This window comes from Pokkaliibacter sp. CJK22405 (assembly GCF_046614695.1).
In the GTDB taxonomy this organism is placed as follows: domain Bacteria; phylum Pseudomonadota; class Gammaproteobacteria; order Pseudomonadales; family Balneatricaceae; genus Pokkaliibacter.
In genome coordinates this window covers 114,513-138,033 of record NZ_JBKKHQ010000021.1, presented here as the reverse complement: position 1 = coordinate 138,033, position 23,521 = coordinate 114,513, and the positions used below count along the sequence as shown (strand labels likewise).

The 23,521-nt window shown below is 58.2% G+C and carries 22 protein-coding genes; 18 read left to right on the top strand and 4 right to left on the bottom strand.

The window, feature by feature from the left end; all coding sequences use genetic code 11:
- Positions 1 to 189: 189 nt before the first annotated feature.
- On the bottom strand, positions 190 to 1,062 hold the full coding sequence (hexR, locus tag ACKC9G_RS15545; protein WP_411407023.1) for a transcriptional regulator HexR: 873 nt from the start codon (positions 1,060 to 1,062) through the stop codon (positions 190 to 192).
- Between the two features lie 340 nt (positions 1,063 to 1,402).
- Between hexR and ACKC9G_RS15540 the strand changes: the two genes are divergently transcribed.
- From ACKC9G_RS15540 to ACKC9G_RS15470, 15 genes are all read left to right on the top strand, one after another.
- Positions 1,403 to 2,494 (top strand): TRAP transporter substrate-binding protein, encoded by a 1,092-nt coding sequence (locus tag ACKC9G_RS15540; RefSeq protein WP_411407021.1) that lies wholly within the window; start codon positions 1,403 to 1,405, stop codon positions 2,492 to 2,494.
- Between the two features lie 257 nt (positions 2,495 to 2,751).
- Positions 2,752 to 3,480 carry a sugar transferase gene (locus tag ACKC9G_RS15535; protein WP_411407019.1) on the top strand — a complete coding sequence of 243 codons (729 nt, stop codon included), beginning with the start codon at positions 2,752 to 2,754 and terminating at the stop codon, positions 3,478 to 3,480.
- Positions 3,481 to 3,482: 2 nt separating this feature from the next.
- Positions 3,483 to 4,109: a CpsD/CapB family tyrosine-protein kinase gene (locus ACKC9G_RS15530; RefSeq protein ID WP_411407017.1), complete on the top strand. Its 627-nt coding sequence runs from the start codon at positions 3,483 to 3,485 to the stop codon at positions 4,107 to 4,109.
- Positions 4,096 to 5,121 carry a polysaccharide biosynthesis/export family protein gene (locus ACKC9G_RS15525; protein WP_411407015.1) on the top strand — a complete coding sequence of 342 codons (1,026 nt, stop codon included), beginning with the start codon at positions 4,096 to 4,098 and terminating at the stop codon, positions 5,119 to 5,121. Before ACKC9G_RS15530 ends, ACKC9G_RS15525 begins: the two co-directional genes overlap by 14 nt.
- An 8-nt stretch (positions 5,122 to 5,129) precedes the next feature.
- A complete protein-coding gene (locus ACKC9G_RS15520; RefSeq protein WP_411407013.1) occupies positions 5,130 to 6,662 on the top strand; it encodes a GumC family protein in 1,533 nt (510 codons plus the stop codon).
- A gap of 5 nt (positions 6,663 to 6,667) precedes the next feature.
- The gene (locus tag ACKC9G_RS15515) at positions 6,668 to 7,765 is read left to right on the top strand and encodes a glycosyltransferase family 4 protein (protein WP_411407011.1); all 1,098 of its coding nucleotides are present in this window, start codon (positions 6,668 to 6,670) and stop codon (positions 7,763 to 7,765) included.
- Positions 7,762 to 9,126: an O-antigen ligase family protein gene (locus ACKC9G_RS15510; protein WP_411407009.1), complete on the top strand. Its 1,365-nt coding sequence runs from the start codon at positions 7,762 to 7,764 to the stop codon at positions 9,124 to 9,126. The genes ACKC9G_RS15515 and ACKC9G_RS15510 overlap by 4 nt, the downstream gene beginning before the upstream one ends.
- Positions 9,123 to 10,115, top strand: a complete 993-nt coding sequence (locus tag ACKC9G_RS15505; protein WP_411407007.1) for a glycosyltransferase — start codon at positions 9,123 to 9,125, stop codon at positions 10,113 to 10,115. The genes ACKC9G_RS15510 and ACKC9G_RS15505 overlap by 4 nt, the downstream gene beginning before the upstream one ends.
- Positions 10,108 to 11,247, top strand: a complete 1,140-nt coding sequence (locus tag ACKC9G_RS15500) for a glycosyltransferase family 2 protein (protein ID WP_411407005.1) — start codon at positions 10,108 to 10,110, stop codon at positions 11,245 to 11,247. Before ACKC9G_RS15505 ends, ACKC9G_RS15500 begins: the two co-directional genes overlap by 8 nt.
- Positions 11,248 to 11,255: 8 nt before the next feature.
- On the top strand, positions 11,256 to 12,278 hold the full coding sequence (locus ACKC9G_RS15495) for a polysaccharide deacetylase family protein (protein WP_411407003.1): 1,023 nt from the start codon (positions 11,256 to 11,258) through the stop codon (positions 12,276 to 12,278).
- Complete coding sequence (locus tag ACKC9G_RS15490) at positions 12,275 to 13,609, top strand: oligosaccharide flippase family protein (protein ID WP_411407001.1); 1,335 nt, start codon at positions 12,275 to 12,277, stop codon at positions 13,607 to 13,609. The genes ACKC9G_RS15495 and ACKC9G_RS15490 overlap by 4 nt, the downstream gene beginning before the upstream one ends.
- A complete protein-coding gene (locus tag ACKC9G_RS15485) occupies positions 13,606 to 15,585 on the top strand; it encodes a hypothetical protein (RefSeq protein ID WP_411406999.1) in 1,980 nt (659 codons plus the stop codon). Before ACKC9G_RS15490 ends, ACKC9G_RS15485 begins: the two co-directional genes overlap by 4 nt.
- Complete coding sequence (locus tag ACKC9G_RS15480) at positions 15,582 to 16,244, top strand: N-acetyltransferase family protein (protein WP_411406997.1); 663 nt, start codon at positions 15,582 to 15,584, stop codon at positions 16,242 to 16,244. The genes ACKC9G_RS15485 and ACKC9G_RS15480 overlap by 4 nt, the downstream gene beginning before the upstream one ends.
- Positions 16,241 to 17,380 carry a GNAT family N-acetyltransferase gene (locus ACKC9G_RS15475; protein WP_411406995.1) on the top strand — a complete coding sequence of 380 codons (1,140 nt, stop codon included), beginning with the start codon at positions 16,241 to 16,243 and terminating at the stop codon, positions 17,378 to 17,380. Before ACKC9G_RS15480 ends, ACKC9G_RS15475 begins: the two co-directional genes overlap by 4 nt.
- Complete coding sequence (locus tag ACKC9G_RS15470; RefSeq protein ID WP_411406993.1) at positions 17,380 to 18,579, top strand: lycopene cyclase family protein; 1,200 nt, start codon at positions 17,380 to 17,382, stop codon at positions 18,577 to 18,579. Before ACKC9G_RS15475 ends, ACKC9G_RS15470 begins: the two co-directional genes overlap by 1 nt.
- On the opposite strand, the gene ACKC9G_RS15465 is transcribed toward ACKC9G_RS15470, so the two are convergent.
- On the bottom strand, positions 18,540 to 19,196 hold the full coding sequence (locus ACKC9G_RS15465) for a thymidine kinase (RefSeq protein ID WP_411406991.1): 657 nt from the start codon (positions 19,194 to 19,196) through the stop codon (positions 18,540 to 18,542). The genes ACKC9G_RS15470 and ACKC9G_RS15465 overlap by 40 nt on opposite strands.
- Before the next feature lie 216 nt (positions 19,197 to 19,412).
- On the opposite strand from ACKC9G_RS15465, the gene ACKC9G_RS15460 reads away from it, so the two are divergent.
- Entirely contained in the window at positions 19,413 to 20,381 is a 969-nt protein-coding gene (locus ACKC9G_RS15460) for an aldo/keto reductase (RefSeq protein WP_411406989.1), read from the top strand.
- Between the two features lie 57 nt (positions 20,382 to 20,438).
- Here ACKC9G_RS15460 and ACKC9G_RS15455 read toward each other — a convergent pair whose 3' ends face one another.
- Both ACKC9G_RS15455 and ACKC9G_RS15450 read right to left on the bottom strand, forming a co-directional pair.
- Positions 20,439 to 21,197 carry a TVP38/TMEM64 family protein gene (locus tag ACKC9G_RS15455; protein ID WP_411406987.1) on the bottom strand — a complete coding sequence of 253 codons (759 nt, stop codon included), beginning with the start codon at positions 21,195 to 21,197 and terminating at the stop codon, positions 20,439 to 20,441.
- Positions 21,198 to 21,298: 101 nt separating this feature from the next.
- Positions 21,299 to 21,916 carry a MauE/DoxX family redox-associated membrane protein gene (locus ACKC9G_RS15450; protein ID WP_411406985.1) on the bottom strand — a complete coding sequence of 206 codons (618 nt, stop codon included), beginning with the start codon at positions 21,914 to 21,916 and terminating at the stop codon, positions 21,299 to 21,301.
- A 250-nt stretch (positions 21,917 to 22,166) separates the two neighbouring features.
- Here ACKC9G_RS15450 and pip point away from each other — a divergent pair, with 250 nt between their 5' ends.
- Together pip and ACKC9G_RS15440 are read left to right on the top strand one after the other, a co-directional pair.
- The gene (gene pip, locus ACKC9G_RS15445) at positions 22,167 to 23,129 is read left to right on the top strand and encodes a prolyl aminopeptidase (RefSeq protein ID WP_411406983.1); all 963 of its coding nucleotides are present in this window, start codon (positions 22,167 to 22,169) and stop codon (positions 23,127 to 23,129) included.
- Complete coding sequence (locus tag ACKC9G_RS15440) at positions 23,129 to 23,518, top strand: VOC family protein (RefSeq protein WP_411406981.1); 390 nt, start codon at positions 23,129 to 23,131, stop codon at positions 23,516 to 23,518. The genes pip and ACKC9G_RS15440 overlap by 1 nt, the downstream gene beginning before the upstream one ends.
- Positions 23,519 to 23,521 lie beyond the last annotated feature (3 nt).

Genomic DNA, 23,521 nt, shown 5'->3' with positions numbered 1-23,521 from the left:
ACGTCCTGCCAAACCATCGACTCCCTGATGGGTCACTGGGTTGTTTTCACCCGGATATCTGCACTGCAGATACCATGAGAGTAGTTATGCAAGATGTCAGCCAGATTACAAATTGCACAACGTGAACTTTGTTTTAAACCAGCTGGATGGGGAAGGTCAATTACTGAACAACGAACTACGACAAAGGTCTCAGTCTTTTTTGAGCGGACGGCGTTCGTTGAGGCGAAGTGAGCGCAAACCACGGCGAATGGTTTTGAGATGATCAATCAGGGTCGGACCATGACGCATGGCAACACCGACAGCGAGAATGTCCATGACCACCAGATGCGCAACGCGAGAGGTCATCAGGGTATTGAGGTCCTTGTCTTCGGCAAGATCAATGTGAATGGCGATATCGGCCAGCTCTGACAGCGGCGTCTGACCCGGACACAGGGTAATCACCTGGGCACCGGCATCATGAACCAGTCGAATGGAATGCAGCAGATCTTTGGTACGGCCCGTCTGGGAGATGGCGACGACGACATCCTGCTCACCCAGTGTCAGGGCTGAAATCGCCTGCATGTGCGGATCAGACAATGCCGTTGAGGAAATCATCAAACGATAAAACTTGTGCTGGGCATCAGCGGCCACCGCAGCGGAAGCGCCAAAGCCCCAGAACTCGACCCGTCGCGCCTGCGACAGCACATCAATGGCCTGCTCAAGGGTGTCCGAATCCAGTGAATCACGGACATTCATCAGGTTTCCCACGGTCGATTCAAAGATCTTGTGCTTGAACTCCTGCACCGTGTCCTGATTGTTGAGGGAGAACTGCTCGAAATTGGCATTACTGGCGAGCACCTGTGCCAGACAGAGCTTAAAGTCCTGAAAGCCATCGAAATTCAAGGCACGGCAGAAGCGCACCACCGTCGGCTCGCTGACCTTTGCCTTAGCGGCCAAATCCACAATACGCATATGAATCACACCCTGCGGCTGCGCCAATACGAGGTCCGCAACTTTCTGCTCGGACTTGCGCATTTGCGCCCGGCATTCGGCGATATGCTTAAGAAGGTTTGGCTGTAGCAAAGACGTGATCCCGTCCGGTTATCCCACAAGCCTCCAGTTTTTCACCAGCGGCAGGCAATTGCCAGCGAAGTTTCCATGGATGGGCAAGAATCCTGAGGATCAGCGCTTCCGCTTCACTGGGTCTGCCATTATAGCGGCGCCCGGCCTAAAGCGCGCCCCGCAGGCAGATAAACCTCACCTAAGGTTCGATTGCAGGCTTCTTGACCCCATGCTAGGTTTTTTGCTGAGACACACTTTGTGACTAATTTCGTCCGAACTGATGCGTGATTCCTTCTCCGGCCACCGGGCCGCACGATCGCATCGGTAACAATGATAAAAACTGGACCAAGAGGGAAATCCTGTGAAACGTCGCGAACTTATCAAGGCGCTGGGTGTTGGCGCTGCAGCGGGCGCCATGGCAACCACCACTGCCGCTAAAGCCGATGAGAACAAAGTTTATAAGTGGAAGATGGTAACGACTTGGCCCAAGAACTTTCCAGGGCTGGGAACAGGTGCCAACTTCCTGGCAGAGATGGTCGGCAAGCTGACCAACGGCCAGGTTCAGGTCAAAGTCTACGGCGCCAATGAGCTGGTAGGCGCGCTGGAAGTGTTCGATGCCGTCTCCCGCGGTACCGCTGAAATGGGCCACGGCGCCGGTTATTACTGGAAAGGTAAAAGTGCAGCAGCCCAGTTTTTTGCCGCCGTGCCTTTCGGCCTGAACGCACAGGAAATGAACTCCTGGCTTTACCACGGCGGCGGTATGGAGCTGTGGAAAGAAGTTTATGCGCCTTTCGGGCTGGTTCCCACCGCTGCGGGTAATACCGGCGTGCAGATGGGCGGCTGGTTCAATAAGGAAATCAACAGCGTGGATGACCTGAAAGGTCTGAAGATGCGTATTCCCGGCCTTGGCGGTGAAGTGATCAAGCGCGCAGGCGGTACGCCGGTACTGTTGCCCGGCGGCGAGATTTTCCCATCACTGCAATCCGGCGCTATTGATGCAACCGAGTGGGTAGGTCCTTACAACGATCTGGCCTTTGGTCTGCATAAAGCGGCGAAATTTTACTACTACCCAGGCTGGCATGAGCCAGGTACCACCCTTGAGTGCTTTATCAACCAGAAAGCGCTGGAAGAACTGCCTGAAAACCTGCAGACCCTGGTACTCAATGCCTGTCGCATTGCCAACCAGGACATGCTGGCAGAACTGACAGCGAAAAATAACTCGGCACTCAAAGAGCTGGTCGAGAAGCACAATGTCCAGTTGCGCCGTTTCCCTGAAGATGTTCTGTCCGAGCTGAAGCGTCTTTCAGATGAGGTAGTGGCAGAAGAAGCCAAGCAGGACGCAATCACCCAGAAAGTTTATGACTCTTTTAAGGCTTTCCGTGATGAAGCGGTGCAATGGCACCAGGTGTCGGAGCAAGCCTACCTAAACGCCCGAAATCCCGAGGGAAAATAGCAGCATTATCTCCCCGCAATTCAACTAAAGGATGGCAGTCAATGGCTGCCATTTCTTTTTTCTTGCACATTCAAAAAGCAAAAAGCACAAAAAACCCTCTTTCCTGAAACTTTTTTAAATAAAAATTTACATAACCTCACCTATCTTTTCATTACCATGCGCGGCTGCTGCTTTGTGCAGGGCGCGGTCGCGCGCGTCTTGTACCAGCCTGAGTATCCCGTGCTCCTAGCCACCTATTGAAAAGGGTCTCCAGCGTTATGGACAAGCTGGTGCTGACGTCATCACTGACAGCCCAAAATAACAAACGCTCTAATCAACAACTCCGGGGAAAAATCGAACTCTCAATCAGGGAACTGGAAAAACGTCTTTCCGGTCGCACCTGGGGAGTTTCCGCTACCAAGCGCTATCTGGATGCCCTGGTGGCAGGTACTGCGTTACTGGCGCTCTCTCCTGTTCTGCTGATCATTGCTCTGTTAATCAAACTCACCAGCCGAGGGCCGGTGTTCTTTGTACAACAACGGACAGGCTACCGTGGCCGCCGCTTTGGTATGTTCAAATTCCGCACCATGGTGGTTAATGCCGAAGAGCTGAAAGCTCAGCTGCGCCATCTGAATCATCATGGCCCGGACTCAGTCGACTTCAAGATCAAACGTGATCCGCGTATTACCTGGATTGGTCGCTGGCTTCGAGGCACCAGTCTGGATGAACTGCCCAACCTGATTAATGTACTGCGCGGCGATATGCGTCTGGTGGGCCCACGCCCGACCTCCTTTGATGCCCGCACCTATCTGGATCATCATCTGGACCGCCTGAATGCCTATCCCGGCATTACCGGCCTCTGGCAGATTTCCGGTCGCAGCAATATCGACTTCGACGAGCGCGTCCAGCTCGATCGCCGTTATATCCTCCAGCAGAGTTTCTGGCTGGATCTTAAAATTCTGCTGAAAACCCCCATCAAGGTCATCAGCGGCGACGGAGCAGGTTAAGCATGTCGCACGTATCCCCGCGTCCTCAGCAGGCCAGTGAAGTTAACCTAGTCTCGCTGTTGGAAGACCCCGAACAGCAGGTATTCCTGATGACCGCTCCCGGCCCGCAAACCGGGACCACGACAGCAGCAAGGCAGCTGGCAGAGCAGCTTGCCCGAAGTGCCATGGGTCGTATTCTGCTGATCGATACCAGCCTGTCTGATCAAAGCCTGACCCGCGAGGCCGGGCTCGCTGAAGCGCCAGGGCTGATTGAAGCCCTGCAGCAACAAGCGATCAGCAGCGCGGTCACCTCTTCCCATTATGTGAGCTTTGATGTGCTGCCACTGGGCCGTCGTCAGTTCTGGCAGGATGGACTGTATCACCGTCAACTTCGCCCGCTGCTGAATGAGCTGCGAAGCCGCTACCGCTTTATCATCATCGACTCGGATGCAGTCTATACCTCCGCGGATACCCTGATGCTGAGCGCGCTGGTGGATGGCGTCATTCTTGTGGTGGCGGGTGAAAACACCCGCTGGGAAGTCGCACAGGCGACGGTTCAGCGCCTGCGTCAAAGTGGCGCCAAATTGCTCGGCACTATCTTCAATCGCCGCAAATACTACATGCCAAGGTGGCTTTATGATCAGCTTTAATGCCATCGGCAGACGCGCTCTTACGGCGCTTATTTGCCTTCTGCCGCTGGCAGGTTGTGGCGTTCAGGACAAGGCACGGATGCCCGTCAGCACGACCGTGGGCGATATCACCCCGGTGCTGAGCGAGTCTCTGCCGGTTGAATCCCTCCTGCGTCCGGAAGATCAGCTGGAAGTGATTTATCACCTCTCCAACCAGACCACCGGCAGCTATCACATTGAAGCGGGCGACCAGCTGGAACTGAGCTTTCTGACAGCACCCGAGCTGAGTGGCTCGCGTCTAGTATTGCCGGACGGCACCATCCCTCTGACCTATGTGGGCTCGCTACTGGTCGCCGGTCTTACGGTTGAAAAAGCCCGTGAAGCGGTGAATCTGGCTTATGGGCGGGTGCTGAATAACCCGCAGGTAACCCTGTCGATTTCCCGCTCCCAGACCTCGCTCGACAGCCTGCGCGAATCCCTGACCAATCCCAACACCGGCCTGAGCCATCAGGTCACTATCGCTTCTGATGGTTTTGCCAGCTTCCCGCTGATCGGCAGTTTACCCACTCAGGGCCTGAGCCTGAGCCAGCTGCAACAAACGCTTAACCAGCGTTATGCCGAAAACCAGCCACAGGTCAGCGTTGATGTGCTGCTGCAGGCCAGCGCCGCCAAACAGGTGTACCTGCTGGGTGAAGTCCAGCAGCCAGGCGCTTATCCGGTGACACACCCGATCTCGATTCTTGAAGCGCTGTCCATGGCACGAGGCACCAACATTGGTGCCAGCCTGGATTCAGTGGTGCTAATGCGCCGCCAGGGCAATCAGGTGCAAGCCCGCGTGTATGACGTGGAGGATGCTCTTGATGGCAAGGCCATGGCGATGCTGTACCTGCAGCCCGATGACCTGATTTATGTTCCGAAATCCCACCTGACCAAGGCTGGGGAACTGGCGCGCCAGATGGCCGACGTGATCCTGTTCCAGGGCGTCAACTTCGGCCTGTCGTACCGTGTTGATAATAAAAATACCGTTAACTAGAGCCTGTCATGACCAGTTCGGAAAACTATTTGCATGAGTTCCTGCGGATCTTTTTCGCCAACCAGCGACTGATCAAGCGGGTCTTTCTCGGCTTTTTTGCCCTGACCTGCGTTGCCGCATTACTGATGCCGACCCATTACGATGTTGGCGCCGAGGTGGTGGTACAGTCTAAAAAACTGTCCCAGCTTGACCCAAGCGCGGCGCTGACCTCGGATACCGACAAGTTCGTGCCGCCCACACTGGCCGACATGGAAACGGAAAGCGCCATTCTGCGCTCGCCTTCCCTGATCCGCGCCACCCTGGAGCCTTTGGTACAGCAAGGTGTGTTTAGCGCTGAACCCGGCCTGTTGAGCCAGTATGTGATTCAGCCCATCAAAGATCTGTTGGGTGTAGAGCCAAGCGACCCGCTCGCCAGCCTGACGGATCAGACACTGGATGCCCTCGACATCACGCCGATACCGGGCTCCAACGTTATCGGTATTCATTACCAGACCAAGGACACCGCCTTGGGTGTCAGAGTGGTCAATGCCCTGCTGGATCAGTACCTGCTGCAGCGCCAGAACCTGCAGTCAAGCGAACTCCCCACCAGCTTTTTTGGTCAGAAGCGTGAGCAATACGAACACCGCCTGCGAGATCTGGAAGATCAGCGTCTGGCATTGCTGCGTTCCCATCAGGCCGCTGATCCCTCGCAGGAAATCGCTCTGGCACTGACGACCGTTAACAGTGAGCAGCAGGCACTGGATCAAGCCAGGGATCTCAGTCTGCAACAGCGTCATCGCCTGGAATTTCTCAATCGCGCCCTCAAGGCGAGCAAGAAAGCCGCCGTCACGGCCTCTTCTTTCCCACTGGCGGTGGCAGGTAATGGCGATAATGCCAACCCGGCCGATGCCGAGCTGACCCAGCTCAGCACCATGCTGAATGAACAGATTGCCCGTTACGGTACCGTGGCGGCCACTTATCAGTCCGGCAGCATCCCTGAGAAGCAGGCACGTGCCGAAATTGAACGCACCCGCCAGCAGCTGGCCAAAGTGATCGCTCAGCGAATCAGTGAACGTCAGAACGAGCTTGCCATCACCGAGGCCCTGATCGACCAGAAAGATGTGCGTATCCAGCGCGAGCGCAAGCGGGTGGAACAGTTGCAACAAGTGGAATCCGGGCTGCGCCAGCTGGATACCCAGATCAATGCCCTCCAGGCGGCTTACTCCAGCTACACCCAGCGTTTTGAGGAAAGCAAAACCCAGCAGCAGGATACACGCGGCGCCTCCAACGCCCGCATCCTGAGTCGTCCTTATCCACCGACCAAGCCTTCCACCCCGAGCCTCATCAGTGTGATTATCTTCGGCGCCATCACAGGCTTACTGCTGGCACTGGCCGCGGGCTATATTCGTGAGTTCTTTGATCACCGCTTCAAGCATCCGGCGCAAATCGCCAGCCAGCTGGATTTGCCGGTGCTCATGGTCATCAATGAGACCGCTACTGAGCCCACGGCCCGACACCGCCGGGGCAGCAAAGCCTGGTGGCGTCAGTGGCTGACGGAGTAAAGAGGATGCAGGTGGTGCATCTGATCAGCAGTGGCGGCTTTTATGGCGCAGAGCGGGTGCTCTATGACCATTGCCGCCACGTGCCGGCTGACCACCGGGTGATCTTTCTGGATACCACCGCGCCGCTTCAGGCGCGTTTTCGCGATGGCGGTATCGAACAGCACCATTGCCAGGGCTTGCCGGCGCTATTGCAGCAGCTTCGTCAGCTTAAGCAGCAGAGCCGGCCACTGGTGCTGGTCAGCCATAACTTCAAAGCACAAATGCTCGGTACTGCAGCCGCCACTCTGCTACGTTTGCCGCTGATCGTGACTCAGCACGGCTTCACCCCGACCAGCAGCAAGCAACGTCTGTACCGGCGCCTGAGTCTGGCGCTATGCCACTGGCCACAGGTTCGGGCTGTTGCCTGCGTATCCTCCCTGCTGGCAAAGCAGCATCGTCAGTGGCGAATTGCGGCCAGCAAACTCCATGTGATGACCAATGCCCTGCCCGCCTCAGAGCCGCAATCAAGTAAGCATGGGGTAAGTAGCGTTAGCAGAGGCTCACTTCGCCTGGGTTATGCCGGTCGTCTCAGTCATGAAAAAGGCCCTGATCTGCTTTTACAGGCGCTGCCGCAGCTCATGCTGCGCTTTCCTCAGCTACAGGTTGATCTCGTGGGCGATGGCCCTTTGCGGGCGACACTGGAAGAAGAACTGAGCCAGCTTCAGTGGGGCAATCGCGTCACGCTGAGTGGCTATCAGGAGAACATTGCCGACTGGCTTCTGGGGCTGGATCTGCTGGTCATGCCCTCTCGCACGGAAGGCACGCCCATGATTTTGCTGGAAGCCATGCAGGCCGGCTGTCCTGTCGTGGCCTTTGCCGTCGGCGGGATTCCCGATGTACTGAATCAAGACAGCGGCTGGCTGGTGCCCGCCGAAGATGTGCAGGCGTTGGGCGCAGCACTCATTAGCGCGCTGACGGACGATGCAGCCCGCCAGCAAAAAGCCCTGAAAGCGCAGGCACGCCAACAGCAGCATTACTGCCTGAGTGTGCAGGGCCCGCGCTGGCAACAGCTTTATGCAGACGTTGCGGGGCTTTCAAGCACGCTTAAGGCGCAGCTGCCATGATTGCGCTGACGCTGATTGGCCTGCCGCTGGCACTGGCCGCGCTGGCGCTTTTGCTGGTCAAACCGATGATGGCTCCCGGCGTGATTGTCGGCGCCGGAGGCATGGCCGTGCTCTATCGCTGGCCGGCGCTGGCACTGCTGATGATGGGGGCGCTGGTGCCCTTTGAGGGTCTCTTTACCGGTCAGGTCACCGGCGCCAAGCTCGTGGGGCTGGCGTTGATTGTCATTCTGGCTTTGCGTTTTGTACTGCGCCAGATTCCCAATGAGGACTGGCAAAGCCCGCTCTGGCCCATCCTCATCGCCTTTATGACCTGGTACCTGCTCAGTCTATGGAAATCTGACCTGCGCCTGCTGTCCATTTCCACCCTCAAAGACCTGCTGGTTGGCCTGATCCTCTTTGTCAGCACGCTGATTTTTGCCCCGCGCATGTCCTTTCGCCATTTTGGTCAGGGTATCGCACTGTCAGTCGCCGCGACCTGCGTCATTGCCTTTGCCACCAAGGATCATCAGGTGGAAGGACGTGCGATCGGCCTGCTGTCCGACCCGAACTATTTCGCCCTGCTGGTCGTGGTCGCCCTGCCACTGGGTATGCTGACGTGGCTGCAACGCACGGAACTCTGGTGGCGACTGGGCTGGGGCGTGGTGATGGTCATTCTGCTGGCAGGCCTGGTGCAGTCCGGCTCCCGTTCGGCACTGATGGTGACGCTGATGTCGACGCTCATGGGCCTCTGGCACCACCGACGCCGACTGGTCAGCTTCAAACCCCGGCATGCAGGTTTTGTCCTGTTGGGCATTCTTATCATGCTGCCGGTGGCCTACAAGGCGCTGCCTGATGACTATCTCAAGCATATCCAGACGCTGATGCTGTTAAAAAAAGGGGTGGATGCAGTGCAGGACCCATCCCTTGGCCGCCGCACGTCCTATCTGGTGGTGGGCTCTGAGCTGGTGAAATCACACCCCTGGCTTGGCACAGGCCCCGGAACCTTCCCGGTGCACTACGCCCAGAGCAACTATGCCGCCGCCTTTTCCTTCGAGCCAGACCGCTCGGACCTGTTCCGCCCGGCGCATAACACCTATATGCAGCTGCTGGCTGAAACAGGCATTCCGGGCGGCGGACTCTTTGCCGCGCTGGTCGGTGCAGCGCTGCTGTGCTGCCTTAAGGCACGCCGACGTTTTCTGCTGCACCAGCAACAGGAAAATGCCGACCTCGCCGCTCACTATGGTCTGAGCATGCTGGGCATGGCGCTGTTTCTGATGTTCCTCAGTATTCCGAATCACAAGTATCTGTGGATGCTGCTGGCCCTGAGCTCCGTGCTTTACCAGCGCGCCAAACGCAGCCGGCCGGTGGAGGCCAGTTCATGAGTTCGGTCGCCATCATCATTCCTATGTATAACGAGGAAGGCCAGATTCTGCGCACCCTCAAGGCCGTGCGTGCCGCCTGTCAACAGTGGCAGGGGAGCAGCGAGGTGCTGGTGATCGATAACGGCTCCAGTGACAACGGCCCGCAGCTGGCAGAAAGCCTCGGCGTGCGGGTGATTGATGGTCGCGGCCTAACCATTGGAGCGATGCGCAACCTCGGCGCCTCGCTGACGGAGTCTGACTATCTGGCCTTTATCGATGCCGACATCGAAATGCCCGCGCAATGGCTGAGCCAGTGCGAAGCAACCCATAACGAGGATGGCAGTGCCCTGATCGCGTTGGCGATGAAAGCCCCGGCTCATGCGCCCTGGTATGCCCAGGTGTGGCAGGCGCGCCAGCACGGCTTTCACCGTCCTAAACAACGACTGAACTGGATTCCTTCCACCAATCTCTGGCTTACCCGTGAGGCCTTCCAGCGAAGCGGTGGCTTCTCATCGCGCCTGCGCACCGGTGAAGACAAAGCCTTTGGCCTGCATCTTCACGCGCTGGGCTATCAGCAGCAGCGGCTTTCCTCCCCGGTGGCGGTGAACTACGGCTACGAGCGCAGCTTCAGCGAATGGTGCGGCAAAGAGCTCTGGCGTCAGAACAATCACTTTCGCCTCTGTCAGGAGCAGCAACTGGGCTTTCGTGCCCTGCGCTTTCCGTTACTGGCCTTTGCTGTGGCGCTGATCAGCCTGCTGAGTCTGGGCAGTTATCTGCTCTGGGCAATCCAGATGAATCAACCCAACCCCTTTGGCTGGGCGGCCCTGCTACTGGCGCTGGCCAGCCTGAGCGCCGGCGGCATACTGGCAGCGCGCCAGTGCCTGAAGGTCAGACGACCGGGCTTACTCTTGCCGCTGTGGCTGCTGCATTGGGTGCGGCTGCATCTGGCGGCCTGGGCGCTGGCACTGAATGTACTCAATCAACACAGCAGGAGGCCATCGCGTGGCTGAGTGGATTTTCATCCTGAGCCTGGCCCTGCCGTTGTGGGCGTTTTTGGGATACCCGTTGATGGTGGCGGTGCTTGCACGCCTTTCGAAAGCACCGACGACGGGACAGGCCAGGGCCTATCGTGTCAGCATTATTATTGCCGCCCATAACGAGGCCCGGCACATTGCGCAAAAGCTGCAAAGCCTGCTGGAGCAGACCTATCAGGCCGAATCGCTGGAGATTCTGCTCGCCTCTGATGGCTCCACCGATAACACCCTTGAAGAAGCCGCCAGCATTAACGATCCTCGCATCCAGCGGCTGGACTTGCCGCGTCAGGGTAAGCAAGCCACATTGAACGCGGCCTTCGCGCAGTCTACGGGCGATATTCTGGTCTTTACCGATGCCGATAACCGCTGGCTGCCGGAAACCCTCGAACACCTGCTGGCACCGCTGAATGACCATGACGTAGGGGTGGTCGGCGGCAATATGCAGATCGACAAAACGGGTGACCATTTAAGTCAGGGCGACAGCACCTATCGCCGTTTCGAAAGCTGGCTGCGCAATGCTGAAAGCCGCTGCGGCTGTATGGTCGCGACTGACGGTGCGTTGATGGCTATGCGCCGTGAGCTGTTCACCAGCGTGCCCGGCGACTGCAATGATGACTTTCACCTCAGCACCTGCGCCCCGGCAGCGGGCAAGCGCATTGCCTATGCTGAACGCGCCATCGTGCTGGATCAGGGAGTCGATGACACCGGCAAGCAGTTTCGTCGCCGTATTCGTGTCACTCTCGGCGGCCTGCACAGCCTGACACGGCGGGCATCCCTACTGAACCCGTTACGTCATGGTCGCTATGCACTGGCACTGCTGAGTCATAAACTGCTGCGCCGACTGGCCCCCTTGTTCTTGCTGCCATTACTGCTCAGTACCGCGGCACTGGCATCGACATCCGCCTGGATGAATACGCTGCTCTGGCTACAATTAGCCGGGTATGGCACGGGCCTTGTGGCCCTGCTGCTCGGTCTGCGCTGGCGCTTGCCCAAGCCCCTGCGTCTGGCAAGTTTCCTACTGGTAAGTCTGGCCGGGATGGCCCTTGCCGTTTGTTATTACCTGACCGGACAGCGCCTCGGTGCCTGGAACCCACAACAGAATCGTTAGAGACACGGATGTTAAAAGCGACACTGACCCTCAAGCTCAAAGAGTGGCGCGGCCAGCGCTGGCTGCGCAGTCAGGCGGCCCGGCAACAGCTGCTGACCAATGGTCTGGTGCTGATGCTGCATCGGATCGTCGAGGATGAAGACGAAGCGGCGCTGCCCCATCGCAATGAGCTCTGTGTGGCGGCCTCGACCTTTGATCGCTTTCTCGGTTGGCTCGCCAGCGAATTTGACTGTGTAGCACTGACGGATCTGCTGGAGCAGCCCGCGGGCGGGAAGCAACCGCGAGTCGCCCTCACCTTCGATGATGGCTGGGAAGATAACGCCCGGCTTGCCCTGCCACTGCTGCAAAAGCATCAGCTCACAGCGAGTGTGTTTGTCACCACGGACTTTCCCGGCAATTCCACCACCTTCTGGTGGGAAAGTATTGGCGAGCGACTGTTCAACCTTAACTGCCCAACTCAGGACCCCGTACTCCTGCAGGCTTTAGCCGATGCCGGTATGCCGGTGCCCGAAGGTGTGCGACGCGCGGGGCTCTGCCCGCAGCAGCGCAGTTTTCACTTACAGCATTACCTCGCCAGCCTTAAAACCCTGAGCGATGACACCCTGATTTCGCTGGCAGCCCTTGCCGCCAGCGGCCAGCCTCAGGCCATGGACTGGCCAGCGATCCGTCAGCTTGAACAAAGCGGTCACTTCCGCTTTGGTGCCCATGGCGCCAGCCATGCCCTGCTGGATCGGCTCTCACCGCAGGAGCTTTCGCGGGAGCTGGATCACAGTCTGGCAGCGCTGGCACGTGAAGTTCGCCAGCCCTTGCCGATCTATTGCTATCCCAATGGCAATTACAACGCTGAGGTTCAGGCGGCGCTGCGACAGCGGCACATCCCCTGGGCGCTCAGCACCCGACCCGGACTGGTGACAGGCACTGCCGACCCTTTGGGGATTCCGCGCATCTGCCTGAGCCAGCGAGCGGCCGCCCGTCCCGGATTACTGGGCTGGCGTATCCGCATGGGGGCCAAAGCTGGAAGAAATCCATGAAGTTTAAGGGTTATCGTCGTCACCTCCTGCTCAGTCTCGGTACCCGTATCGCCATGACGGTACTGCGACTCCTGCGTAATGTGTTACTTGCCCGTATTCTCGGGCCGGGTGAGCGCGGGCTCTTTGCCCTCCTAAGTGCGCTGCCTGAACTGATCGCCGCCATCACCAGCGGCGGTCTGAATACTGCTCTTGGCTTTGAAGCGGCCCAGCATCGGCGGATGGGTATCCTGCTGGTGCAGGCCCTGTTCTTTGGCTGCCTGTTAGCGACCGGCGCCACGCTGCTGGGCGTCTCAGGCATGGTCAATTTTGGTCAGGCACTGGATGTCACTCAGGAGCTCGGCCAGTTGATCTGGCTACTGCTGATTGCCGTGCCGCTGGTCGTCCTCAAGGCCAGTCTGCTGACACTGCATAACGCCAGCGGTCATGTCAGCCAGTACAACCTGATGCGCTTGCTGGAGTCCCTGATTCCGCTGCTGGCGTTTTTGTGCCTGTTCATGCTCTGGGGAGATCATGCCCTGCTGGCCGCTATCAGCAGCTGGCTGATCGGACTGACAACCTCCGCAGTGATTGGCTGGTGCTGGATGAAGCGCCTGCAGCCTTTCGCTCTGGAATGGGATAAACCGGCCAATCAGGAATTGCTGAGCTACAGCAAGAAAAGCCATCCCGGTGTACTCTTCCAGCAGCTGATGGCGCGGGCGGATTACGTGCTGATTGGCCTGCTGATCGGCAGTGAACAGCTGGGTTATTACGCCATGGCCAGTGCCGCAGCAGAACTGCTCTCCATCGTGCCGGAAGCAGTCACCACGCCGTTAATGAAGCGCCTGCTGCGGCAGGAATCCGATATGCAGGCCATCACCCCGTTTGCCTTGCGCATGACGGCACTGACGATGCTGCTGGCCTGCGCCGCCATGGCGCTGGTCGGCGACTGGCTGATCGTCACCCTGTTTGGGGATGCCTATGAGCCCGCCTACTCGGCACTGCTCATCCTGCTGCCGGGCATGCTGTTTAACTGTTACTCCAGCATTCTGCGCCTGGATCTGCTCGGCAAAGGCAAACCCGGCGGTCTCTCGATCCGCGCCGGTATGGGAGCAGCCGCCAGCGTTATCCTTAACCTGATTTTGATTCCAACCTTCGGAATTGAAGGCGCCGCACTGGCTAACTCCCTTGCCAGCTTGCTGGTGTGTACACTGCTGCTACGCTGGTACTGTCAGCTCAGTGGCACGCCCTTGCATCACACCCTCTGGCCGCGCCGGAGTGACTGGGCAACCCTTAAGCATCTGACAGGATCGTCAGATAACCCCTCAGACAAGCATTCGGAACCGACAACATGAACGCCCTGCAACGGTGGTCTCACACCGGCGTCAGTCTGGCCCTCGCCATGACGATCAGCCTGTGGATGAGTATTGCAGATGCGGCTCCCCTGCAATGGCAGCGGCTGCGCGAAGGACATATGCTGATTCAGGTCAGCCAGGATGATCAGCTGCATCTTTCCTGGTCACCGGCCTGGCAGGCCGATGCCAATGAGGAGCATCTCTATGTCCTCGGGAATCAGGGTCAGCTGATGCAGGAGCTGGTGATTCCCGCCTCCTCCGTTCAGGGCAACCGCATCGTTGCGCTGCCCGCTAAAGACAGCCCCTATACACTGGTGATTCCCGGTTACAGCTTTCGCAGCTATCAGGTGGCCACCAAAAGCGGCCAGCTCCAGTTCGAACCGGCGAAACTGCATGTCAGTCTCTATGCTCGTGATGGGGAAAGCCTTTACTTCCGTCAGCCTGCCGGAGTGCCTGTACGTCTTGGGGGTAAGTATCAGCAAGGTGTGACGGGCTTTCAGGTAAAGAGTCTTGGCAATCAGGCCAGCCAGCAGCTGCGCTTGCAACAGCATACCCGCTACAGCGATTCCGACAGCCTGACGCTGCCTGCCAGCAATAAAGAGACCCTCTGGCAGCTAACGTTTGAGGGTAATGGCAAGGCAGGATTCTGGCTGGATGGCGCCGCCAATCGTTTTGCCAATAATCCACAGGCGCTGTTTGTACCGGAATCCCAACCCGGTGCCGCCACCATCAACGTCAGCGCCCAGGTCACCGGTAAATTACCTTTACTCGGCCTGGGGATGCCTTATCACCAGTTACCCGCAGCGAGTTATCAACAGATTCGTGAGACCGGCCCACGGCTGGCCGGGCTGTATTCCTTTGTGGATCTGATGGCAGAGAACCCTCGTCGTGAAGATGCCATGCGCCAGCAAATGCAGCAGCTGGGCATGGAGAACTCCGTGACCCTGCTGGCCGGTAGCCGTCGGCAGGCGTATCTGCAAGCTGACAGCACCACTCAACGCGCCCTGCATGCCTGGCTGGAGGCCACCAAGCGGCTGCCTAAAGACGGTCTGCACTATCTCGGTCTGGCCGATGAACCCAACCTGAATTATCCCGAATACGAGACCTTTGCCCGTTACTTCACCACACTGGCTGCCATGGTCGATGACGATGCCCGCGCGGCTGGCGTTCGGCTGATTGCTCCGGCCAGTTCGCGCTGGATCAATGGCCCGCTGAGCGATAATGCCGCCCAGCGTCGTGGCATCGACTGGGCACAACGCTTACTGGCCGAGCATGGTCGTGAGATTGATGCCGTGGCCTGGCACAGCTGGATGATTCGCGATCCACTGGATACCCGGCGCTACCGCCAGCAGGTCAATTCCGCTGCGGATCTGGTAGGCCGCGACAGCCGTGGGCAACCGGCAAAAACCCTGCTGCTGGATCAGACCAACATCGGCAGTGGCTCCACCCTGAGCCCTTATGAGCAGAATTCTTACTTTGCTGCCCTGTGGTGGACTTCCGTCGTCATCAATGCCTCCCGGGATGGTCTGCTGGGTGGTCTTAACTGGTTCCTCGCCGCCGATGAGGAAGGTTATCCCAAGGGCATGCTGACGCCTCACACGGATGGCACTTCCACCCTGAAACCCGTGGGCGCAGCTCAGGTCTTTATCCACAACCATTGGCTTGAACAAGCACTGTTTGTGGATAATCCCGCCTTTGAAGTGGATGTGCTGCCGATGCGCAGCGACGATGGCCAGCGTTTCAGCGTATTGGGAGCCAATAAAGCCAATCGCACCCAGCACCTGAACCTCAGCCTGCCTGCCTGTAACGATGGCACCGCTGTCACCCTGAGTGCACTGGCACCAAGCCAGCAGGATATGACTCTCGCCAGCGCAACACCGGTCACGACTCAGGCACTGCAATGCGTCGCAGGACACGTCCAGCTCACTATTGCCCCCTACCAGCTCTTTGCCCTGGGTTGGGAGGCCAATCCATGAAACTGAAATATGCCCTCCATCGCCTGCGTGAAAAAGGGGTGATGCGTTGTCTGGGTATTATGCGCGAGCGGCTGCTGTTTACCCGCTGGCACCTGCTGTGGATGGAACGTGAGCTGGACATGCCACTGAACCTTCGGCCCCTGTATCCGGGGCTGCAATGGCGCCGTGCCGACAGTGCCGGGGTACAGAGTCTCAAGCAGTACTTTCCTGCCTTTGCCCACCTGGCACCGGAGCTGCTGCATGAGCAAACGCCGGGCTATCTGTTGTTCCGCGAGGAAACGGTGGTCGGCTATATCTGGTTCAGCCTGCGGGATTATTACGACCGGCAGTTTTATCACTATCACTTCACCGTGCCGGAGAAGTCTGCCTTTGTGATCAACGTTGAGCTGCTGCCCTCCCTGCGCCGCCGCGGCACGGCCAGCGTCATTACCCGTATCTTTGCCGATCTGCGGGGCCGGGGAGTGGAGCGCATCAGCGCCGTCATTGCCGATACCAACCAACCCTCACTGGCACTGGCACTGGCAACCGGCTTTAACGAGCGCGGCACAATGCTACAAGTCAGCCGCTATTTCGGGGCTTTTACCCGGGCACAGGCGCTTAGCTACGAACCGCCCCTGCTTAGCCATCTTCGCCGCTACAAAGGTGAGAGCGCGGCATGAGTGCACATCTTCGCTGGCTGGATAGCCCCGGGAGCCTGAATGCAGAGGCCTACAGGCAGCTGTGGATAAACCATCCGCTGGCAACGCCCTTTCAGGAACTGGCGTGGCTAAGAGCCGCTGCCGCCGCATTACCGCCTGAGGCTGAAGTTCATCTCTTGCTGGTGGAGTCCGCCGCAGGCGAATTGCTCGGCTGCCTGGCATTTCAGCTGGAGCGTGAAACCCAGGCCGGACTGCCACTGCGGGTGCTGCGTTTTCTCGGGCACCCCCTGGCAGACCGACTGTGCCTGCTGCTGACGCCTGCTTGCGAAGCGCTGTTACCCGCCATCGGCGCAGCTATTCTGGCTCACTGCCAACCGGACCTGATTCAACTCCATGAACTGGATGCCCGGGACACGCTGGCAACGGGCTGGCTCGCGCAGTGGCAAAAAGGCATTTGTCTGCGTGAGCAACGCCTGATCTGTACACCGCCTGAACATCTCCTTTGCGAGGATGATCGTGAAGAAGTCAAAGGCAATGTGCGCTACAAGCTGCGCCGCGCCAGCAAACGCTGTCATGCCGCAGGTGTGAGCCTTAACCGCTACCAGCCGGGTGCGGATCAGTGGCCTGCGCTAATGGCCCGTATTGCCGAGGTTGAAGCCGCCAGCTGGAAAGGCGATCAGGGCGTTGGCGTCTTCAGCGGAGAACAACGCCTGGCGTGGATGCGCAATGGCCTCGCCGGATTGGCCGATCAAGGGCTGCTCTGCGTGGTCACCCATGAGCTGAATGGCCAGATCATCAGTTACCGGCTGGGGTTTCTGACTCAGGGCCGACTTTATGACTACAACCTGGCGTTTTTACCGGCCTATGGTGAACTCGGCAGTGGACGCTTGCTCCTGCAAGCCTGGTTTGACTGGGGGCTTGATGCTGGCTGGCAGGTGCTTGATGCCTCGCGTGTCAGTCTTGAGTCCAGTCATCAGCTGCATGAGCGCATGACGGGCCAACAGCGCCACGAACGCTGGAGTCTCTATACCATGCGCTGGCGTGGCGTGGCCGCCGCCGGTCTCTATCGGGGCTGGCGCTGGCTCAAGGCACGCAAGCAGGCAAAGCGCGTTGCAGCGGATAGCAAGGCGTCCGTTTCAAATGGGGAGACTGCCTGATGGCACTGAACTCCATGAACGCACAGGCGCCGAATAACCGCAGCGCCGAACTGATGGTAGACGTCATTATCGTGGGAGTGGGCTTTGCCGGCTCAGCCCTGGCGCACGCCCTGCGTCAGCGTTTACCGGAACTGGCGATTGCTCTGATTGATCCCCAGCGGCGATATCCGGATGCCTTTCGTGCAGAGAAAATCGAAGCGGATCAGGCCGAGCTGCTGCGGGAATTAAACCTGCTGGATCATCGCCGCCCCTGCCGTCCGGCCTTGACGCATATTCAGTGTCAGCGTCAGGGCGTAAGTACAGAGGAAAGTGTGATCGAACAGTACGGCATGGATTATGGCCCGACGGTGAATCAGCTGCGCTCCACACTTCCCACGGACTTGCTGTGGCTGTATCAGAAAGTACAGTCATTGCACCCTGACAGTCGCACACCTTCAGTCATTATGAAGGATGGCAAGAGAGTAAGTGGACGCTTACTTGTGGTTGCCACTGGCGGTAATCGCAGCAACCCTTTGCTGCAAGCGCTGGGGATTCACCAGCAGGAAGACCCGCACCTGACCTCTCTATCCTTTGCCTTTGAGCTGGCGTCCAGGCAGCCGCTGGCAGCCCTGACGAGCTTTGCTCCCTCACGGCAAACCGGCATGGATCTGATTACTCTTTTTCCTATTGGCCAGCGTCAGCGCGTCAATCTCTTTACCCAGTGGCCACGCAAGGATGCCCGTATTGCAGCTTTTCGTAAGCAGCCAATGAGCTATCTGGCGCGTCATCTTCCCGAGTTTTATCAGGCGCTGGGGGAGAGTGAACCTTGCACACCCATGGCGGCGTTTCCAACGCGCTATTATCGCCTCAAGGCTCCAGCCCGTCCGGGCATGGTGATTATTGGTGATGAATACCAAAGCGTCTCTCCCGCGACAGGTCGCGGCCTTTCCAAAGTGCTGACGGACGTGAAGGTCCTGGCCTCACTGGTGCCTGAGTGGCTGGAGCAGGGTCGTATCGAGCAGGCAGATACCCAGGGCTTTTATCTGCATCCTGAGAAAGTGCGGATTGATGAACAGGCGCACCGGGAGTGGCAATATCTGGCAGAAACAGCCCGCTATCCGGCCTGGCGAGCCACCATCAGGCGCCGCCAGCGTAAACTCAAGCGCCTGCTGGTGCGGGGTTACTCGGTATTATCCGCCAGACGCTCGCTTCGCTCCTGAGGTATCTGGAAGAACTGCACGCGTCCTTCGGACTTGGCCATCTTGTAATGTCGGCGACACAGGGACAGATAACGGTCGTTACCGCCGACCGCTACCTGATCACCAGCCGTCATCACCCGTCCTTCTTCATCCAGACGTACCACCATCGTGGCTTTGCGCCCGCAGTGGCAGACGGTCTTAATTTCTTCCAGATGATCGGCCAGGCCCAGCAGCGTTGCGCTGCCGGGGAAAGCCTGTCCAAAGGCATCAGTTCTCAGTCCGTAACAAAGCACCGGAATCCCCAGCTGATCAACCACATCCGAGAGCTGCCAGACCTGCTCAGCCTGTAAAAACTGAGCCTCATCGACCAAGACACAGGCCAGCGCATCCAGATGATGTTGCTGCTCTACCAGCTGGAACAGGTCCGTATGGCCATTAATCGACAAGGCCGAACGCTGCAAACCAATACGCGAGGCAATCCAGGCATCCGCCTCACTGGTCGCAGCAAACCGGGTATCCAGACTTGGGGCCAGCAACAATGGCCGCATCCCCCGCTCTTCATAGTTATAGGCGGCCTGCAGCAAGGTCGTGGTTTTACCGGCATTCATGGCCGAATAGTAGAAATACAGGGATGCCATCGCTGATTCTCCGTGCATTGCGGCTTCTGACGGCCTGCGGGCGAGGCTCAACCCTCTGATCCTTCTCCCGACACCGTTCGTTCATCATGATGAACTTTACCCCCATTACGCTTGAAATGCGCCTGCCCGGCGTCCAAGCAACTCCTTCATTCACCGGATTTATGCTGACTGCGCGGTGAGTCGCGCTCAGCACAGTACTGTCCATGGAGGTTCAGGATGCAATACACCCGTCTCGGTTCCAGTGGTCTTAAAGTTTCCCGCCTGTGTCTGGGCTGCATGACTTACGGCAGCAGCCAATGGCGTGACTGGGTACTGGAAGAAGATGCCAGCCGTCCTTTTATCCGCAAGGCGCTGGATGCCGGCATCAACTTTTTTGATACCGCGGACATGTACTCATTAGGCGGCAGTGAAGAAGTGCTCAGCCGCACCTTGCTGCAGGATGCCCGTCGTGAGGATGTCGTGCTGGCCACCAAGGTCTACAACCCCATGAGCGACAAGCCTAACGACCGTGGTCTGTCGCGCAAGCATATACTGGATGCCATTGATGGTTCGCTACGCCGCCTGAAAACCGACTATGTCGATCTCTACATCATTCACCGTTTCGACCCGGAAACGCCGCTGATGGAAACTCTGGAAGCGCTGGATACAGTGGTGCGCTCCGGTAAAGCCCGTTACATCGGCGCCTCATCCATGGCGAGCTGGCAATTCATGCGCATGCTCGGTATGCAGGAACAGCACGGGCTGGCTCGCTTTGTCTCCATGCAGAATCACTACAACCTGATCTACCGTGAGGAAGAGCGGGAAATGCTGCCACTGTGTCAGGAGCTGGGGATCGGCGTCACGCCCTGGTCACCGTTGGCAAGGGGCTTACTGGCAGGTTCGCGCAAGCACGACACCCTGCGCGCCCGCACCGATGAGCCGGCACTGCGCTGGTATGACCAGCATGAAGATGAGGAGCATATTGTCGCGGCGGTGGAACGGGTAGCCGCCGAGCGTGGTGTTCCGCCTGCGCAAGTGGCGCTGTCATGGGTCGCCTCACGTCCCGGCGTCACCAGCCCTATTGTGGGAGCGAGCAAACCCCATCATCTTGATGACGCACTGGCCGCCATGGAAATTCACCTGAGCGAGAATGAGGTAAGACTGCTGGAGTCCTGCTACCGCCCACGTCCGGTAGCCGGCCACTGACTCGCTTTTCGCTGAAGGAATCTGTTCGCTAACTGCGATCAATCAACGCGCTGGCCCTCAGGCTGGCGCGTTTTCATTGTGCTGCTGGCGCTTTAGCCTACGCCGCAGCAGCATATAGACCCCAAAGATCACCACGCTCAGCGCCGTCATCCACAACAGGCCTCGCTCAAGACTTTCGGTATCCTCACCAAAAATACCGATCAGGATCACCAGCGGCAAAATACCGATCAGGGTCGCTGCGCTGAAACGCCAGAGCCCCATACCGACAACTCCCGCCACCAGACTGATCGCATCATTGGACAGAAACGGACATACCCGAAAGATAATCACCGCCCAGAGGCCGTAGGCATCCATGTAATCCTGCAAACGCTGCTGGGTTGCCGGACTGATCACCCGCCGCTGCAGCGCCTGATTAGCCCGTCGGCCAATGGCGTAACCCACCAGGGAAGCCACTAACACTGCCACCGTTGAAATCAGACTGCCGAGCACCGGGCCATAGGCCAGCACGGCCACCACCATTAGCATCAGGGATGGCAGCACAATCAGGAACATCTGCACCACCATCGCCAGAATGATCAGTAATGGCCCCCAGAGGCCAAAGTCCTGCACCCAGGCCTGAATGCGCTGGTTATCGTTACTGGTCAGAATCTGAAAGCCTTCATTCACGCGGTCATGAATACCGGGCACCAGAAAATAGAGCATCACGATGGCGAGCAGGATCAGCCCGGACAGTAACGCCGCACCCAGAGAGGAGCTGGGCTTGGCCATGGAGGCGCCAGAGGAGGATGGCTGAAGGTCGGGCAGTGAATCTTTCATCCGTGAAACGGACTCCTTATCAGTAACTTTTCGCCATCAAGTGGCTCTTTACGCTGAGAGCCGTCAGGCTGTGCCAGCAATACATCATGAGGACAAGCGCACTATCCAAGCAGTGGATGATCTGGCAGGTACAGACACAGCATCGCCAGACCCAACAAGGCCATTACCGCATACTCTACTAACGTCACCAGATTCAGCGGCACACCCAGTAGGTTGCCCATGTTTGGACAGCTCATATCCAGACCACGAATCAACGCATCACTGACACCCAGCGCACTGAGGCTCATCAGCAATACCAGCGCCAGATAACTCTCGACCGGATAAAGATGCGCCAGCAGGGCTGTCGCCAGCACAATTTCCAATAGCGGGTAGAGATAGGCGTACAAGGGCACATGGCGGGCAAGCAGGTCAAAGTGCTGAAAGTTCTCCACAAAACCCTTGTGATTCAATAGTTTGAAGAGCGCCATTAACAGCAACATAAGACCGGTAAAGTCATGCAGCCAGGTCAGCGATTGCCAATGACCATCATAAGAGGCCTGCTTGGCCGTCGCAGCCACCGCCACCAGCGCAATCACGGCCACCACCGCAAACAGGCTTTGCTCCGGCTGTCGGGTGTTGCTGTGCTGAGAAGGCACCTTGCCTGCAGTTAACATTGAATCCTTGGAGAGCATGGGCTGAGGTCTGTCCGTAGTCCGCAGGTTTTTCACTCGCGTAGTCATATCAGCTCCGGAAATCACTATATCTAGGATTTTGGGGTGATCTTCCGCCAGCCCAAGAGGACGAAAACAGACCCATTTGCTTTGCAACAGTTGGAAATTCAGACACCTGAATCCGGGCGCTTTGCTGACGTTCCACCAGCAACGACAACGACCTGTTTCCAATGGTAATCAGCCCGTCGTCGGCCTTGCCCGAAGCAGCGCAAGGGCGTAGCTTGAGGGCTTCGTCCGCGAAATGTGTAAGGAACCCCTCATGTCTCTGCCACGTCGTCAGCTTTATCCCGAAATCACCCCCTACGCCCACGGCATGCTGGATACCGGTGACGGTCATCAGGTGTATTGGGAGCGCTGCGGGACGCCGGGAGCCAAGCCTGTGGTGTTCTTGCACGGCGGACCCGGTGGCGGCTGCGCACCAGCCCACCGACAGCTGTTTAACCCGCAAGCCTATGACATCCTGCTGTTTGATCAGCGTGGCTGCGGGCGCTCACTGCCCCACGCCAGCCTGGAAAACAACACCACCTGGCATCTGGTCGAGGACATGGAAAAGCTCCGTGAAGCCTGGGGCGTAGAGCGCTGGCAGGTGTTTGGCGGCTCCTGGGGCTCGACTCTCGCGCTGTCTTACGCTGAGACTCATCCGGAGCGTGTCACGGAACTGGTACTGCGCGGCATCTTCACCCTGCGCAAGGAAGAGATTCACTGGTATTACCAGGAAGGCGCGTCCAAGCTCTATCCCGACTTGTGGGAAGATTTTCTGGCCCCTATCCCGATGAAAGAGCGCGACGATCTGCTGCACGCCTATCACCGTCGTCTGACGGGTGAGGATGCTCAGGTTCGGCAGGTGGCTGCCAAAGCCTGGGCAACCTGGGAAGGCAGTACCATTCGTCTGCTGCCCGATCACAGCACCGCGGCGCATTTCTCGGAAGACCACTTCGCTCTGGCCTTTGCCCGCATTGAAAACCACTACTTCGTGCATGAAGGCTTCATGGAAGAAGGCCAGCTGATTCGCGATGCCGGCAAACTTCGCGGTATTCCCGGCACCATCATTCAGGGCCGCTATGATGTCTGCACGCCGGTTCAGACGGCATGGGATCTTCATCGCGCCTGGCCAGAAGCCGACTTCCAGATTATCGATGATGCCGGACATGCCTATAACGAACCCGGGATTCTTGATGCGCTGATTCGTGCGACCGATCACTATGCGGGATTGGCGGACTGATGCTGCAACTGGCAGGAATCCACCATGTGGCGCTGATCTGCAGTGACTATCAGCGCTCCAAGGCCTTTTATACCGGGATTCTCGGCTTTGAGGTGATCGCCGAGGTGTTCCGCGAGGAGCGTAATTCCTGGAAGCTGGATCTGGCCCTGAATGGACAGTATCTGCTGGAACTCTTTACCTTTCCGGGAGCACCGCACCGCCCTTCCTGGCCGGAAGCCCAGGGGCTGCGTCATCTGGCCTTTGCAGTGGAGGACATCGAGGCCGCCGCTCAGGCACTGGCCACGGCGGGCATCGAAGCCGAGCCTGTCCGCATTGACCCTCACACGGGAAAACGCTTTTTATTCTTTAGTGATCCGGATAATCTGCCGCTGGAACTTTACCAGCGCTAACAC